The 14887-nt window shown below is 59.2% G+C and carries 15 protein-coding genes and 1 pseudogene; 15 read left to right on the top strand and 1 reads right to left on the bottom strand.

All coding sequences use genetic code 11. The features are described from left to right. The first annotated feature begins 34 nt into the window (after positions 1-34). The 9 genes from I6E56_RS00925 (at position 35) to I6E56_RS00885 (ending at position 7266) form a co-directional block, all read left to right on the top strand. A complete protein-coding gene (locus tag I6E56_RS00925; protein WP_197135467.1) occupies positions 35-742 on the top strand; it encodes a GAF and ANTAR domain-containing protein in 708 nt (235 codons plus the stop codon). 29 nt (positions 743-771) lie between these two features. Continuing rightward, entirely contained in the window at positions 772-1512 is a 741-nt protein-coding gene (locus I6E56_RS00920; RefSeq protein ID WP_197135466.1) for a GAF and ANTAR domain-containing protein, read from the top strand. 107 nt (positions 1513-1619) lie between these two features. Continuing rightward, a complete protein-coding gene (locus I6E56_RS00915; protein WP_197135465.1) occupies positions 1620-2816 on the top strand; it encodes an NAD(P)(+) transhydrogenase (Re/Si-specific) subunit alpha in 1197 nt (398 codons plus the stop codon). Further along, positions 2816-3139 (top strand): NAD(P) transhydrogenase subunit alpha, encoded by a 324-nt coding sequence (locus I6E56_RS00910; protein WP_231595187.1) that lies wholly within the window; start codon positions 2816-2818, stop codon positions 3137-3139. Before I6E56_RS00915 ends, I6E56_RS00910 begins: the two co-directional genes overlap by 1 nt. Further along, positions 3136-4557 carry an NAD(P)(+) transhydrogenase (Re/Si-specific) subunit beta gene (locus I6E56_RS00905; protein WP_197135464.1) on the top strand — a complete coding sequence of 474 codons (1422 nt, stop codon included), beginning with the start codon at positions 3136-3138 and terminating at the stop codon, positions 4555-4557. The genes I6E56_RS00910 and I6E56_RS00905 overlap by 4 nt, the downstream gene beginning before the upstream one ends. A 54-nt stretch (positions 4558-4611) precedes the next feature. Further along, a complete protein-coding gene (locus I6E56_RS00900) occupies positions 4612-5196 on the top strand; it encodes a DoxX family protein (RefSeq protein ID WP_197135463.1) in 585 nt (194 codons plus the stop codon). A gap of 58 nt (positions 5197-5254) precedes the next feature. After that, positions 5255-6328, top strand: coding sequence for a 2,3-butanediol dehydrogenase (locus I6E56_RS00895; RefSeq protein WP_197135462.1), 1074 nt, complete (start codon positions 5255-5257; stop codon positions 6326-6328). After that, positions 6318-6764, top strand: a complete 447-nt coding sequence (locus I6E56_RS00890) for a pyridoxamine 5'-phosphate oxidase family protein (RefSeq protein WP_197135461.1) — start codon at positions 6318-6320, stop codon at positions 6762-6764. The genes I6E56_RS00895 and I6E56_RS00890 overlap by 11 nt, the downstream gene beginning before the upstream one ends. A gap of 130 nt (positions 6765-6894) precedes the next feature. Beyond that, positions 6895-7266 carry a YchJ family protein gene (locus tag I6E56_RS00885; RefSeq protein ID WP_197135460.1) on the top strand — a complete coding sequence of 124 codons (372 nt, stop codon included), beginning with the start codon at positions 6895-6897 and terminating at the stop codon, positions 7264-7266. 231 nt (positions 7267-7497) lie between these two features. Here I6E56_RS00885 and trpD read toward each other — a convergent pair whose 3' ends face one another. After that, entirely contained in the window at positions 7498-8553 is a 1056-nt protein-coding gene (trpD, locus tag I6E56_RS00880) for an anthranilate phosphoribosyltransferase (RefSeq protein ID WP_197135459.1), read from the bottom strand. 78 nt (positions 8554-8631) lie between these two features. On the opposite strand from trpD, the gene I6E56_RS00875 reads away from it, so the two are divergent. The 6 genes and pseudogenes from I6E56_RS00875 to I6E56_RS00850 all read left to right on the top strand — a co-directional run bounded on the left by I6E56_RS00875 (position 8632) and on the right by I6E56_RS00850 (position 14863). After that, positions 8632-9267 carry a heme-copper oxidase subunit III gene (locus tag I6E56_RS00875; RefSeq protein WP_197135458.1) on the top strand — a complete coding sequence of 212 codons (636 nt, stop codon included), beginning with the start codon at positions 8632-8634 and terminating at the stop codon, positions 9265-9267. Between the two features lie 16 nt (positions 9268-9283). Beyond that, positions 9284-10096, top strand: coding sequence for a c-type cytochrome (locus I6E56_RS00870; protein ID WP_197135457.1), 813 nt, complete (start codon positions 9284-9286; stop codon positions 10094-10096). Positions 10097-10135: 39 nt separating this feature from the next. Then, complete coding sequence (locus I6E56_RS00865; RefSeq protein WP_197135456.1) at positions 10136-11212, top strand: ubiquinol-cytochrome c reductase iron-sulfur subunit; 1077 nt, start codon at positions 10136-10138, stop codon at positions 11210-11212. Continuing rightward, the gene (locus I6E56_RS00860; protein ID WP_197135455.1) at positions 11209-12825 is read left to right on the top strand and encodes a ubiquinol-cytochrome c reductase cytochrome b subunit; all 1617 of its coding nucleotides are present in this window, start codon (positions 11209-11211) and stop codon (positions 12823-12825) included. Before I6E56_RS00865 ends, I6E56_RS00860 begins: the two co-directional genes overlap by 4 nt. Before the next feature lie 194 nt (positions 12826-13019). Further along, positions 13020-14162: pseudogene (locus I6E56_RS00855) on the top strand (Nramp family divalent metal transporter). After that, a complete protein-coding gene (locus I6E56_RS00850; RefSeq protein WP_307842708.1) occupies positions 14159-14863 on the top strand; it encodes a metal-dependent transcriptional regulator in 705 nt (234 codons plus the stop codon). The pseudogene I6E56_RS00855 and the gene I6E56_RS00850 overlap by 4 nt, the downstream one beginning before the upstream one ends. Positions 14864-14887 lie beyond the last annotated feature (24 nt).

Raw genomic sequence — 14887 nt, 5'->3', positions numbered from 1 at the left:
GAACTCGTCCACACCCTGCCTGGGTTTTGGTTGAGTGACCATCTCGCTGAAGGCCATCATGCTTTCGAATCCAGAAGTTTCAGCAACACCGGCACCAGCTGACGACTGCCTCTGCTCGCCTTTCGCAACGACGCTCAACGTCACCGGCGTCGCCATTTCAGTTATCGATGAATCCGGAAACCAATCAACCGTCTGCGTCAACGGCCACCTTGCCGCGCGATTGGATGCTCTTCAATTTGAGCTCGGAGAGGGACCAGCCTGGCAAGCACTCTCTAGCCGTTCCCCCGTGTTGTGGCCTGATCTCGATCAGGCCTCCGAGACAGGATGGCCCGTTTTTCACAATGCCGCGCGCGAGCTCGGTGTCCGCGGAGTTTTCAGTTTTCCGCTCGTGCTCGGCAACGCCGTCGTCGGGGCAGTCAACTTGAGCACAACCACGCCTCACGTGGCCGACGCCGATTTCGTTTCGAATGCTCAAAGCATGGCGAACGATGTAGCGCTCGCTGCCGTTGAATGGGCACTTCGCGCTGCTCAAGGACACAGCTCGCCAGAGTCTGAACAATCGCCAGCCCTTCGGCGCGAAGTTCACCAGGCCACGGGAATGATCATTTCGCAGTTGGGTCTCTCCGCTCCGGATGCCTTTGCCCGGCTGCAAGCCCATGCATTCTCTACTGGGCGCCCCCTTGACGATGTAGCGCGTGACATAGTTACGCAGGTACTCGAGTTCGATCCTCTGACCGAATAACCATCTACCGCGCAGGAAAGAAGTATCAGATGGACGGCACAACCCGCGAGGCCCAGATCAGTGCAGCGTTCGTTACTGTTGCAGAAACGCTCACCGCCGAACACGACATGGTGGATGTCCTCCACACATTTGTGGAACGGTGCGCAGAGATTGTGCGCATGGATGCCGGCGGCCTAGTGCTGGTCGATGATGCTGGCGATCTCCAGCTCATGACGTCGACGAGCGAAGCAGCGGTGATGCTAGAGAGTCTGCAGCTCGCTGACGCAGCAGGCCCATGCATCGAGTGTTTTCACACGGGAGAAGCGGTCGCCATAAACGATATTTCTACGTCAGTGGTGTGGCCCGAATTTTGTACTACTGCCGTTAATCAGGGGTTCAATTCGCTGTTGTCGATCCCAATGAAAGTTCACGGCAGGGTTATCGGCACGATGAACCTCTTTCGCGCGGCGAGTGAAGCGGTCAGTTCACGCGACGCGGCGGTGGCTCAGGCCCTTGCCGACGTTGCGACAATCGGAATCACTCACGAGCGAGCCCTTCACAAAGCGCAGCTCGTCGAAGAGCAATTGCAGAACGCTTTGAACAGCCGAATTACCATTGAGCAGGCCAAGGGAGTAATCGCGAATGGGCTATCGCTCAGCATGGATGACGCGTTCGTTCTCCTCCGCAAATACTCGCGCGACTGCAATATCACGCTACGGGCGGCGTCAGAGATGGTGAGCCGACGCGAGATCACGGTGCAGCACATTGTCGCCGCGGCGACCAGAGGCTAACCCTCTCAGCATCTATTCAGATTCGGGCGGCGAACCCGGGTGTACGCTTTAAAGAGTTGCTCCAGACCTTGGCAACGGAATTTGTTCCGTTTCGACCAAGGATGGCAATGGCCAACTCAGACTTAAGCCTCACCATCGGGGTTCTCTCCGAAAAAACCTCGCGTGAGCACCGCGTCGCTCTCGATCCGAGCGCAACCAAACAGCTCGTTCAGGCAGGGTTCTCGGTGCTCGTTGAAGCCGGCTGCGGTTCAGACGCGAGCTTTACCGATGAGAGCTACCTCTCCGCTGGGGCCACTCTCGCAAAGCGAACTGCAATCATCGCCACGTGCGATGTGCTCGCAACCCTCTCGCTTCCCGCGCCAGACGTGACCGACAGCCTCTCCACCGGCAGCGCTGTCATCGGACTTCTTGACCCTCTCAATAACCTCGACCGAGTCTCTACGTTGGCGGCTCAAGGGCTCACGCTCGTGGCGCTCGAATTGCTTCCCCGAACTCTGAGTCGTGCCCAATCAATGGATGCGCTCAGTTCCCAGTCGAGCGCGGCAGGGTATCGCGCGGCCATCGTGGCCGCCGAAAAATTCGGCCGCTACTTGCCCATGATGATTACGGCATCCGGAACCGCGACTCCCGCGAAGGCGATCGTGATTGGTACTGGTGTTGCTGGGCTCCAGGCCATTGCCACGACCAAGCGCCTCGGTGCCGTGGTTACCGGCTACGACGTGCGTGCAGCTTCCCACACCGAAGTCGAATCGCTCGGCGCCAAGTTCCTCACGTCGTCCGTTGCGGCCGGTGCTGGTGAGGGCGGCTACGCCCGCGCAATGACCGCCGAAGAGCAAGCGATCCAACAGAAAGAACTTGCGGATGCTCTCGTCGCCTTCGACATCATCATCACGACCGCGAAAGTGCCGGGCCGCACTCCCCCGCTGCTGGTATCGCACGACACTCTCGCCGAGTTGAAGCCCGGCACCGTCTGCGTCGACCTCGGCGCGAGCGACAAGGGTGGAAATGTATTCGGCTCAGTCGATGGTGAGACTTTCACGACGGCGAACGGTGTCGTCGTGGTCGGCGGCGGTAATCTCGCCGCTGATCTCCCTGCCTCGTCCTCGCTAATGTACGGCCGCAACATCACCGCGGTCGTCGAAGCGCTCGCCCCCGCTGGCGCCATCGTGATTGATCCGGCCGACGAGGTACACAAAGCCATCGTCGTTTGTCATGCGGGAGATGTGACAAATGCGGCGGTACGCACAGCCCTGACCCTCGATCCCCTCGACCCCACCGACACTGTGAAAGCTCAGGCCAACTGATGGAAACCTTGTACAGCAACCTCGCGATCTTCGTTCTCGCGCTTCTCGTGGGCGTCGAAGTGATCGGCAAGATTCCCTCGACGCTGCACACCCCGATGATGTCGGGATCTAACGCCATCCACGGGGTCGTAATCGCTGGTGCCGTTGTCACGGCATCACTCGCTGACTCCCCTACCGGCTACATCCTGACCTTCATTGCGGGTGCCTTTGCTGCCGCGAACGTATTCGGAGGCTATGTCGTCACTGACCGGATTCTGAAAATGTTCACGCGGCCCACACCTCCTAAAACAGTCGACACCACCACAACGGAGGACGCATCATGACCGGTTTCCAGTTCCTCGTCGGAATTCTCTATCTATTGTCGGCATCGCTCTTCGTCGTGGGGCTCCACATGATGCGGGCACCCGCGACTGCCCGAAACGGTAACCGCATTTCCGCTGTCGGCATGGTTATTGCGGTCCTCGCGACGATCGTGCTTGCCCTCGTTGTCGATGGCGGCGAATGGATTGCGTGGGTTGCCCTCGCTGCAGGTGTGCTCCTCGGTGCAGTGTTCGGCGTCTATCGTGCGCGCACCGTGAAAATGACCGATGTCCCTCAGCTTGTGAGCGTGTTCAACGCCGTCGGAGGCAGCGCGGCTGCCGCAATTGCCTTTGCCGCGTTCATTCTTGCGACGAGTGCTGATCCCCTTGAATTGACGGTCTCTATCCCCGTCGTGCTCGATGTCCTCATCGGCTCAATTACCTTCTCCGGCTCGCTCATCGCGGCAGGAAAGCTGCAGGGCATCATCCCCGGCAATCCCGTCACGTTTCCCGGCTCCCGCCTGCTCAACGCGCTAGTTGCAGCGATCGCGCTCGGTGCGAGTGTTGCGGCAGTGATGCTTCCCCACAACACGCTGTTGCTCTTGGTGGTGCTCGTGACCGCGCTCATCCTCGGCATTCTCATGGTGTTGGCGATTGGTGGCGCCGATGCTCCCGTCGTCGTTTCACTCCTCAACGCCCTGACCGGCCTCGCCGTGGCCATGGCTGGCTTTGCGATCGACAATCAGGCGCTCATCATCGCGGGTGCTTTGGTCGGCGCAGCGGGCACCATCCTGACGCTGCAAATGGCGCAAGCGATGAATCGCTCCGTGCTCTCGATCATCGTCGGCGGCTTCGGCACTGGCGAGACTACGGCGACAGCAGGACCCGCGGATGAGGATCTCACCAATGTGCGGAGCCTCACCTCCGATGATGTCGCCATTCAACTCGCCTATGCGCAACACGTGCTGATCGTGCCCGGCTACGGACTCGCCGCAGCCCAAGCCCAACACGAAGTCGCGGAACTCGCCGCGTTGCTCATGGCCCACAACATCGACGTCAAGTACGCGATTCACCCGGTTGCCGGCCGTATGCCAGGCCACATGAATGTGCTGCTGGCCGAAGCCAACGTGCCCTACGAACAAATGCTCCAGCTCGACGAGGCAAATGCAGCATTCGATAACTGCGATGTTGCTCTCGTAATCGGCGCCAACGACGTCTGCAACCCGGATGCTCGAAAGCCCGGAAATGCCGTTTCCGGGATGCCCATTCTCGACGCCGACCATGCCAAAGCCGTTGTCGTTATCAAGCGGTCAATGCGGCCTGGCTATGCGGGCATCACGAACCCGCTGTTCACCGATCCCAAGACGGGAATGCTCTTTGCGGACGCTAAAAAGGCGCTCAAGGACATCACCGTCGCTGTCAAAGAATATGTCTCGGCCTAAACCGAGCAGGAGCCGCCCGGCTTCGCTATCACCCACCCCTGAAGGAGCACGACGATGACTACACGCACAGCCACCGCCCCGCCCACCTCGCTCGACGAGACCCCGAAGGCGGTGACCGCAGAGAGCGATCTCGTCGTCACTTCCACCGGTCGTCGTGTTCTGGCAGTGTTGCGCCTTGCCACAGGATTCCTCTTCCTGTGGGCATTTTTGGATAAGACCTTCGGGCTCGGCTTTTCTACCCCGGTCGAGCGAGCATGGATCAACGGCGGCGGCCCGAGTCAGGGTTTCTTGACCGGTGACGGGGTCGTCGGCCCCCTCAAGCCAGCGTTTGCCGCCATCGCGAGCCCCGCCTCCGACATCCTTTTCATGCTCGGGATGATCGGAATCGGTGTCGCAGTGATGCTGGGCATCGGCCTACGCATCAGTGCCGTCGCCGGAACCATCATGATGCTCCTGATGTATCTGGCGGAGTGGCCGTTCGCCGCGAACGCCGGCTCCACTAATCCGCTGGTGGATTACCACATCATCTACGCCCTCGCGCTCATCACCATCGCCTTTCTGTCAGCCGGGGATACCTGGGGCGTTGGCCGGGCATGGAAGCGTCTCAGCATTGTGCAGAAAATGCCATGGCTCGTTTAGCAATTCGACCTTGCAACTGACAACCAACCCTTAATCGCTCAGAAGAAAGAAGAAAACCATGAAGGCAGCACGTTTCCACGGACGCAAAGACATCCGCATCGATGACATTCCGGAACCAGAGCTTCGCCCCGGCGCAGTCGCTATTGATGTCGCGTGGTGCGGCATCTGCGGCACAGACCTTCACGAATATCTCGAAGGCCCAATCTTCATCCCCGCAGCGGGGCATCCGCACGCGCTGACTCACGAAGAAGTTCCCGTGACTATGGGTCACGAATTCTCAGGAACAATCACTGCACTTGGTGAAGGAGTCACCGATCTCACGGTCGGCGAGAACGTAGTCGTGGAGCCGTACTTTGTGTGCGGCGAGTGCGCCCCGTGTCGCGCCGGCAACTACAACCTCTGCACCAAAATGGGCTTCATCGGGCTGGCTGGTGGAGGCGGCGGTTTGAGTGAAAAGATCGTCGTCGAACGTCGCTGGGTCCACCCCATCGGCGACATCCCCCTCGATCAGGCCGCTCTCATTGAACCGCTTGCTGTCGGCCATCACGCGTTCGTGCGCAGTGGTGCGAAAGCCGGAGATGTCGCGTTCATCGGTGGCGGTGGCCCTATCGGTCTTCTGCTCGCAGCCGTACTCTCCGCCGAGGGAATCACCGTCATCATGTCTGAGCCAGGCACAGCGCGCCGCGAAATGGCGCTTTCGACAGGGGTCGCCGATCACGTGATCGACCCCAGCGTTGAGGATGCCGTAGCCAAGGTCATGGAATTAACCAACGGAGTCGGCGCCGACGTCGCATTCGAATGCTCGAGCATCAACGCCGTGCTCGACCAGCTTTTTGATGCGGTGAAGCCGACTGGCGTGATCGTCAACGTTTCTATCTGGGGCCACCCGGCGCAGCTCGATATGCAAAAACTAGTGCTCAAGGAAATCGATCTGCGCGGAACCATTGCCTACGCCCACGACCACCCTGCAACCATCAAGCTCGTTCAAGAAGGCAAGGTCAATCTGGCGCCGTTCATCACGGGTCGGATCCACCTCGACAAACTCATCGACGAAGGTTTCATGACGCTGATTGATCACAAAGAAACAGCCGTCAAGATCATTGTTCGACCGGAGGTCAGCAATGTCTCATGACATGAGTGAAGCCGGCTGGTCCCCGCAGGGACCCGTCGTCGAGTTATCTGATCAGGCAAGCCTCGATCTGCTTGCCAGCAAGAGCTTTGGTCATCTCGCTCTCAGCAATGAGGGGCGCCCAGACATCTTCCCGGTCAACTACTACTGCGACAAGAAAACAATTCTGTTTCGCACCGCATCGGGCTCAAAACTTCACGAACTCACCGAGAACATGCATGTTGCGTTCGAAGTTGATGTGAAGACTCCGGATGACGTGTGGAGCGTGGTAGTTCGAGGCCTGGCGACAGTACTCGATGACGCCTCGCAGGTAACGGCTCAGGCTCTCAAGACTTTGCCCGATTGGGTTCCCGTCGAGTCTTTCGTCTACATCCTGATTGAACCAGAATCCATCCGCGGCCGCCTGTTTGAGCGCCGCCTAGCGATAGGACAGAGCTGATGGCAACAGAAATGCTCTTTTGCGTCGACCACAATGGCACGTGTGAGCTCACCACTCCCACATCCGGCGACGGTGAGACCGACGAGAACGACTAAACGCACGGCACTCCATAACTAGTTACTCTGGGGGGATGAAAGCATGCCCCTGCCAGTCGTTGGAAACCTACGACGATTGCTGCGGCCGATTTCACCGCGGCGAGGCACTTGCTCCCACCGCTGAACGACTGATGCGATCGCGCTACAGCGCCTACGTCCGTGGCGAGACCGACTATTTGCTGCAGACGTGGCATCCGTCTACTCGCCCGGCAACGCTCGAACTCGATGCGGATGTGCGCTGGTTTCGCCTCGACATCGTCGCGCGCACCGGCGGCAGCATGTTTGATTCGCAGGGCACTGTCGAATTTCGTGCGCACTATCGCAACGACGGCAGCGCCGACCAGCAACACGAAAACAGCAGTTTCGTGCGCGAAAATGGTGCGTGGCTCTACGTCGACGCTGTCTAGGCATCGCGGTCTCTGCGTGTTGCCAGTTCCGCGCCTAGGCAATTCCAAGCCGACATCCTGAGCATGCCCTCCTTCGGCCCGACGTCGCAGAGACGACAGCCTTAGGCTCGCGCCTTACATCGCCGGGCGAGCGCTGGGGACTGCAGATGAACCACGCCGAGCGAGAGCGCCTCATCCGCAATTGGAAAACGCCATCTCCAAGACCCTTGACTGGGTCGACGACGATACTGACTAGCGGTTAGTGGCCGCGACCCACTCATCGAGTTTCGTTGCGGCCAAGCCTGAATCGACGACGTGCTCGGCGCGCTCAAGCTGCTCTTTCAACCGTGCGAGCAATGGGCGCTGACTTTGTTCGGGATCTTTCGCCAGCTCAAACGAGGCGAAGCCGGCCGCAGCGTTCAACAGCACGACGTCGCGGGCCGGCGACTTCTCCCCCGCCAAAATTGAGCGAATGACCTGGGCGTTGTACTCAGGATCCTTGCCCAACAACGCTTCGATCGGCGCCCGCGGGATGCCCAATTCCAGTGGATCGAGATCGTGTTCGGTCACAAATCCCCGCGAGACTTCCCAGACGTGGCTGTGGCCGGTGGTCGTTAGTTTGTCGATTCCGTCGTCGCCGCGGTAGACAAGCGCCGTCGCACCGCGTGTTTGGAACACGCCCACGAGAAGACTCACGCGTTCACGGCTGCCGACACCAACGGCCGAGGCCTGCGGACGGGCGGGATTACAGAGCGGTCCAAGAATATTGAACAGCGTGGGGATTCCGAGTTCGCGACGTGTAGGCCCCGCGTGCGCGAAACCGGGGTGAAACAGCGCCGCGTAGACGAAGGTAATGCCGACTTCGTTGAGCACTTCAGCGACCCGCTCCGGGGTGAGGTCGAGGTTGAGCCCCAGAGCACTCAGCACATCGGATGCACCGCTCTTGCTGCTCGCGGCACGATTGCCATGCTTGATTACGGGCACGTCCCCCGCTGCCGCAATGATCGAGGCGACGGACGAGATATTCAAAACGGCGCCGTAGGGGTCTCCACCCGTGCCGACGATGTCCAAAGCCATGGGATCCACGGGCAACGGCACCGCACTAGCCAACGCAGCATCCCGAAATCCAACAATCTCGTCGACTGTCTCGCCCTTGATCCGCAAGGCGATCAACATCGCTGCTAACTGAGCGGATGTTGCTTCTCCGTTCATGACGGATTTCATTGCCCACTCGGCTTGGCTAATCGACAAATCGGTGTTGGAGACAAGGGTTGTAAGGATTTCTGGCCAAGTTGGGGATGCAGACATGAGTGAAATCCTACCGATCCTGAACCGACAGGCCGGAGATTGAAAAACTTACGCCCAGTTATCAGCCATAATAGATACGTGACCACAGCTGCCCTCAACCGCTCTCTTGGAGCCCAGTCTGTCCAGCGACCGAACACTGTTGCGGTCGGTACCATCGTTTGGCTTGGTAGCGAGGTGATGTTCTTCGCCGGCCTTTTCGCCATCTACTTCACTCTGAAGTCGACGTCCCCCGAATTGTGGGCGGAGCAGACCGCCAAGCTCAATGTGCCATTTGCGACCCTGATCACGATCATCCTCGTGCTCTCATCGGTCACGTGCCAGTTTGGCGTCTTCGCCGCTGAGCGCATGCAAGTGCGTCGCACAGGCAAGCTCTTCGACCTGCGCAAGTGGGGCATGACGGAATGGTTCTTCCTTACCTACTCCATGGGCGCAGTCTTCGTCACCGGTCAGGTCTTCGAGTACGCCACGCTGGTTTCTGAACACGTGAGCCTTTCGAGCGACTCCTACGGCTCGGCGTTCTACATCACCACTGGGTTCCACGGACTTCACGTCGCCGGTGGCCTCATCGCTTTCTTGCTGGTTCTCGGTCGCGGATTCGCAGTCAAGAACTTCGGACATAAAGAGGCAACAAGCGCAATCGTTGTTTCCTACTACTGGCACTTTGTCGACGTAGTGTGGATCGGCCTCTTCCTCATCATCTACGTGCTCAAATAAGAACGGAATAGACGTAATGGCCACCAAGGCAGCTCGCGCGTCACGCAGGTCACAACCTGTCGGTCGACGCCATCCTCTTGCGACTGTAGCCCTCCTGCTCGTTGGTTTACTGGGAACGGGCGGCGCGTACGCGCTGTTCACCTCGAGTGCAACGGCAGAGACCAGCGCATCCGCCGAAGCACTTGTCGAAGAAGGCGGAAAGCTTTTCGCCGCTAACTGTGCAACGTGTCACGGTTTGGACCTTGAGGGCACCACCCAAGCCCCGACGCTGATCGGCGTTGGTGCCGCAGCGACCGACTTCCAAGTGGGTACTGGGCGCATGCCACTAGCCATTTCGGGCCCGCAAGCAGAGCAGAAGCCGGTTCAGTTCACTGAAGAGCAGATTCAGGCTCTCGCGGTCTATGTTGCGTCCCAGGGTCCTGGCCCAGCGATTCCCGCTGACGTGTACCTCACCGGGGAAGGCTATGACGTCTCCAACGGTGCCGAACTGTTCCGCATCAACTGCGCCATGTGCCACAACGTTGCCGGTGCTGGTGGAGCGCTTACCGAGGGCAAGTTTGCTCCAGCGCTCGCTGACGTGACTGCCAAGCACGCCTACGAGGCAATGCTGACGGGCCCGCAGAACATGCCCGTGTTCAACGACACGAACCTCACGCCTGAAGAAAAGGCCGACATCATCACGTACCTCAAGTACCTCGATGAGACGCCCTCTGTTGGTGGATTCACGCTTGGATCACTTGGCCCCGTTTCTGAGGGTCTGTTCATCTGGATCTTCGGCCTTGGCGCGATCGTGGCAATCACGGTCTGGCTCACGGCTAAATCAAACTAGTTAGCGACCGCTGTACAGCGGACGGTTGAAGGGATAAGAATGGCAGACGACCACGGCGATACCGCCGGCAGCACAGCTGCGGGTAAGGACGTCGAGCAGCACGGGGCTCCTGCGCACAGCGCAGGTACCGCCGTCGTCGCAACCGACGAGGTGCCCAACCCTGGGTTTCCCCCGCATCGCCCACGCGTAACGGATCTCGACCCCAAGGTCGACAAGCAACAGGAACGCCGCGTTTCGATGCTGTTCCTCCTTTCCATCGTGGGAAGTGTGCTTGCTGTTGTCGCTTACTTCGTGTTCCCGATTGAGCCAGGAAACATGCAGTCGGTGCGTAACAACACGCTGTTCCTGGGTCTCGGCATCACGTTGGGGCTACTCGGCATCGGCATCGGTGCCGTTCACTGGTCCAAGGCTCTTATGCAGGGTCACGACCTTGTTGAGCAGCGCCACGGCACGCGAGGCAGCGAGGAAACTCGCGCCAAGGCTGTCGAGGTGTTCACCCTCGGCAACAAGGACTCCGGATTTGGCCGTCGCACCATGTTGCGTCGCTCGCTAATCGGCGCCCTCGTTGTCACCCCGCTTCCCGCGATCGTGTTGTTCCGTGATCTTGCTCCCGCCGACAACCCGGTCACGCTTCTCAAGCACACCTTCTGGGAAGAGGGCATGCGGTTGACGCGTGACCCGAGCGGAACCCCCATCAAGGCATCGGACCTCACCATCGGTTCAGCCTTCCAGGTCATCCCTGAAGGTCTCAACGACTCTGAACACCGCATCGAAGAGAAGGCAAAAGCTTCAGTTCTCCTCGTCCGCCTCAAGCCAGAAGACCTTGAGGTATCGGAGGGTCGCGAAGACTGGAACTACGACGGAATCGTCGCTTACTCCAAGATTTGCACCCACGTTGGATGCCCGGTTGCACTTTACGAACAGCAAACGCATCACCTTCTGTGCCCGTGCCACCAATCACAGTTCGACATCAAGCGCGAAGCAGCCGTTATCTTCGGTCCAGCCAAGCGTCCCCTTCCGCAATTGCCAATTACGGTCGACTCAGAGGGCTACTTGATCGCTAAGAGCGACTTCGAAGAACCCATCGGACCAAGCTTCTGGGAGCGCAAGCTATGACAACCACCCCCGCCCAGGACGCACAGCCCAAGACACGCGGACAGCGTTTCACGGGAGCTGCTGCCAACTACATTGACGAGCGCACCAGCATCTCTGGACTCGTCAAAGAGGTAGGTCGCAAGATCTTCCCCGACCACTGGTCGTTCATGCTCGGAGAGGTTGCTCTCTACAGCTTCATCGTGATTCTTCTTTCGGGAACGTTCCTCACGTTCTTCTTCGAAGCTTCGATGGTCGAGGTTCACTACGAGGGCTCGTACGCACCGCTCAAGGGAATTGAGATGTCGGCCGCTATGGCGTCGACACTCGACATCTCCTTCGACATCCGCGGCGGACTCCTGATGCGCCAGATCCACCACTGGGCAGCCCTGCTGTTCGTGGCATCCATCGGTCTGCACATGCTCCGCGTGTACTTCACCGGTGCATTCCGCAAGCCCCGTGAGATCAACTGGTTCATCGGCTTCGTACTCTTCGTACTCGCGATGGCCGAGGGCTTCACCGGCTACTCTCTCCCCGATGACCTGCTTTCCGGTAACGGTCTGCGCATCATCGATGGAATGGTCAAGGGAATTCCGGTCATTGGTACGTGGATCTCTTACCTGCTGTTTGGTGGAGAGTTCCCGGGCGTCGACATCGTCAGCCGCCTATACATCTTGCACATCATGCTGCTGCCGGCGATCATCATCGCTGCAATCGGTATTCACATGCTGTTGCTCGTGATCAACAAGCACACCCAGTTCGCTGGCCCCGGTCGCACCAACGACAACGTCGTCGGCTCGCCCGTCATGCCTGGCTTCGCTGCGAAGGCTGGTGGATTCTTCTTCATCATCTTCGGTGTCATCACGCTGATCGCGTCGACGTTCTCGATCAACCCGGTGTGGGTCTACGGCCCCTACGACCCCTCCCCTGTTTCGGCAGGCACCCAACCTGACTGGTACATTGGATTCGCCGACGGCGCCCTCCGACTCGTTCCGCCAGGGTGGGAAACAGAGTGGTTCGGCTTCACGTGGTCGTTCAACATCATTGCTCCCTTGGTGATCTTGGGCCTCTTCATTGCGATCGTTGCCTTCTACCCCTTCATCGAGGCGTGGATCACCGGAGATAAGCGTGAACACCACATCGCTGACCGTCCTCGCAACGCTCCGACCCGTACCGCAATCGGTGCTGCTGGCGTCACGTTCTACGCAGTCCTCTGGGCCGCCGCGAGCTCTGACCTCTTGGCTACCCACTTCAAGTTATCCATCGAAGGAGTGATCCACTCCTGTCAGGCGCTGCTCATCTTCGGACCGATCATTGCCTACTTCATCACGAAGCGCGTGTGCTTGGGTCTGCAGAAGAAGGATCGCGAGATCGCTCTTCACGGCTACGAATCAGGTCGCATCGTGCGCTTGCCACACGGTGAGTACATCGAGGTTCACGAGCAGCTCGACGACTACGAACTGTGGAAGCTCGTCAGCTACGAGGACTACAAGCCGCTCATGGTGCGTCCGGATGCTCAGGGCCGCATCACCATCGGACAGCGCCTCCGGGCATCCGTATCGCGTTGGTTCTTCGAAGACCGCATCGCGCCGGTGTCGCAGAAAGAAATCGAACAGTCCAAGGACGAGCACCACTAAATCTGCTCCCCTTGCATGACTGTTGTGGGCCTTGCCGAACTAGTTTCGGTAAGGCCCACACTCGTTTAACGACGCACACATACTCGATGCCGAAGAATAGTCGGGCCCAAAATCTTCTTCGACGATCGCACCCACGGTGACGGCGCGAGTGCTACCCGTCGAAGGGATCTCATAAGTTAAGCTGGGTTAACTTTATGAGTGATGTGCGTTCCGAGCGGATTCCTGATCCGTCGCTCCCCCGGCCTTCGGCGCGGGTCCCACGACCGGAAAAACGACTTCTCTTTCTCCTCGGCCCTGCATTCGTCGCTGCAATCGCCTATGTTGACCCTGGCAACGTTGCAGCCAATCTGACCGCGGGCGCTAAATACGGCTACCTGCTCGTCTGGGTGCTAGTCGTCGCCAATGTGATGGCAGTCCTTATCCAATACCTCTCAGCAAAACTGGGCCTAGTCACAGGTAAAAGCCTGCCCTTCACATTCTCTTCGGACTCCCCCTGTCACTCGGCGGATTGAGTATGGGCGTGGTCTCCACCGCTTTGCTTTCGGTGCAATCACGACGCGGGCAGCGACCGTTCGAATTCGTGATCATCGGCCTTCTTGCCGTTGTCACCGTGGGATTCGTTGCGGGCCTCTTCGTCAGCCCACTCTGCCTGAGCGAACTCGTTGGCGGCCTCGTACCTCGATTCCAAGGAACTGAGACTGTTCTCCTGGCCGCGAGCATGCTGGGGGCGACAGTGATGCCCCACGCGATCTATCTTCACTCCGGACTCGCACGTGACAGACATGGCGCAAGCATCGACCCTGCGCGCATTATTCATCTTCTTCGGGCAACTCGCTGGGATGTTCTGATCGCGCTCGTCATCGCTGGCTCGGTCAACATTGCCATGCTGCTTCTCGCAGCGTCGAGGCGTCGAGGGGGCTCACGCTGCGATTGTGGCGGCGCTGGGGCCCGTTGTCGGCATCGCTTTCGGCATCGGACTACTTGCTTCCGGACTAGCCTCCCCGTCAGTAGGCTCCTACGCAGGGTCACAGATCATGGCCGGTCTCCTCCACCTCAGGGTTCCGCTACTGCTACGACGAGTCGTCGCCCTGATTCCTGCACTCATCGTGCTTACGATAGGCTTCGACCCCACTAGCGCTCTTGTGCTCAGTCAGGTTTTCTTGAGCATTGGAGTCCCTTTCGCCTTGATTCCACTCGTCGCGTATACCCAAAATAGAGAAATCATGGGTCAGTTCACGAATCCCCGCGTAATCACTTGGCTCGCGTGGATCGTGACCGCGCTCATCGTGCTACTCAACGTGATTCTCATTGTGCTCATTGTTATGGGCGAATCGTGAGTGCGGCGATCCCGAGCGGGCAGCTCACAGACGTTGACTCCATAAGTTTGGTGGCCCAGGACTATCTGAAGGCGATATGGAGCGCCACAGAGTGGGGCGACCCGCCGATAACCACGAAAGCACTCGCTACCCGCTTCGGAACCAGCCCCGCCAACGTCACCGACACTCTGCACCGCCTCGCTGCGCAGCAGCTCATCGACTATCGGCCCTATAAACCTGTCCAGCTGACGAAGACGGGTGCGCGTCTTGCCATAGCAATGGTGCGCAGACACCGCATTATCGAAACGTTCCTAGTCACAACTCTCGGCTACGGGTGGGATGAAGTCCACGACGAAGCGGAACGACTCGAGCACGCCGCAACAGAGACGCTGATCGATCGGATGGATGCCCTGCTCGGCTTTCCCCCGAGCGATCCGCACGGCGACCCCATACCTACCGCAGAAGGCCACACAAATACTGCACAGGGCGCCATTCGTCTCGCTAGCGCTGCGCCGGGACGATACCGGGTGCAGAGGATTTCCGATGCAGAGTCCGCCAACCTTGAGATTGCCGTCACACTTGAGGTTGCACCGGGGAGCGTCGTCGACGCGCACAGCGTCGATGGCGAGTGCTACCTCACAACAACTGCGGGTTCGCATGCGGTCTCAGCGACCTTCGCAGGTGCAGTGTGGGTCACGCGGATCGATCCCTCCGCGCCATAACCTTCAGCGAGCCAGCATTCGGCA

It is taken from the genome of Salinibacterium sp. NK8237, assembly GCF_015864955.1.
Lineage (GTDB): Bacteria > Actinomycetota > Actinomycetes > Actinomycetales > Microbacteriaceae > Rhodoglobus.
Note: the sequence above shows the minus strand (reverse complement) of the source record. Positions and strands in the feature narration are given on the sequence as shown.

Excerpts from the sequence above, each read along its gene's own strand:
- I6E56_RS00915 (WP_197135465.1), top strand. The coding sequence starts at position 1,620 with ATGGCCAACTCAGACTTAAGCCTCACCATCGGGGTTCTCTCCGAAAAA.
- I6E56_RS00865 (WP_197135456.1), top strand. The coding sequence starts at position 10,136 with ATGGCAGACGACCACGGCGATACCGCCGGCAGCACAGCTGCGGGTAAG.
- I6E56_RS00860 (WP_197135455.1), top strand. The coding sequence starts at position 11,209 with ATGACAACCACCCCCGCCCAGGACGCACAGCCCAAGACACGCGGACAG.
- I6E56_RS00870 (WP_197135457.1), top strand. The coding sequence starts at position 9,284 with ATGGCCACCAAGGCAGCTCGCGCGTCACGCAGGTCACAACCTGTCGGT.
- trpD (WP_197135459.1), bottom strand. The coding sequence starts at position 8,553 with ATGTCTGCATCCCCAACTTGGCCAGAAATCCTTACAACCCTTGTCTCC.
- I6E56_RS00910 (WP_231595187.1), top strand. The coding sequence starts at position 2,816 with ATGGAAACCTTGTACAGCAACCTCGCGATCTTCGTTCTCGCGCTTCTC.
- I6E56_RS00885 (WP_197135460.1), top strand. The coding sequence starts at position 6,895 with ATGAAAGCATGCCCCTGCCAGTCGTTGGAAACCTACGACGATTGCTGC.
- I6E56_RS00895 (WP_197135462.1), top strand. The coding sequence starts at position 5,255 with ATGAAGGCAGCACGTTTCCACGGACGCAAAGACATCCGCATCGATGAC.
- I6E56_RS00920 (WP_197135466.1), top strand. The coding sequence starts at position 772 with ATGGACGGCACAACCCGCGAGGCCCAGATCAGTGCAGCGTTCGTTACT.
- I6E56_RS00890 (WP_197135461.1), top strand. The coding sequence starts at position 6,318 with ATGTCTCATGACATGAGTGAAGCCGGCTGGTCCCCGCAGGGACCCGTC.
- I6E56_RS00905 (WP_197135464.1), top strand. The coding sequence starts at position 3,136 with ATGACCGGTTTCCAGTTCCTCGTCGGAATTCTCTATCTATTGTCGGCA.
- I6E56_RS00900 (WP_197135463.1), top strand. The coding sequence starts at position 4,612 with ATGACTACACGCACAGCCACCGCCCCGCCCACCTCGCTCGACGAGACC.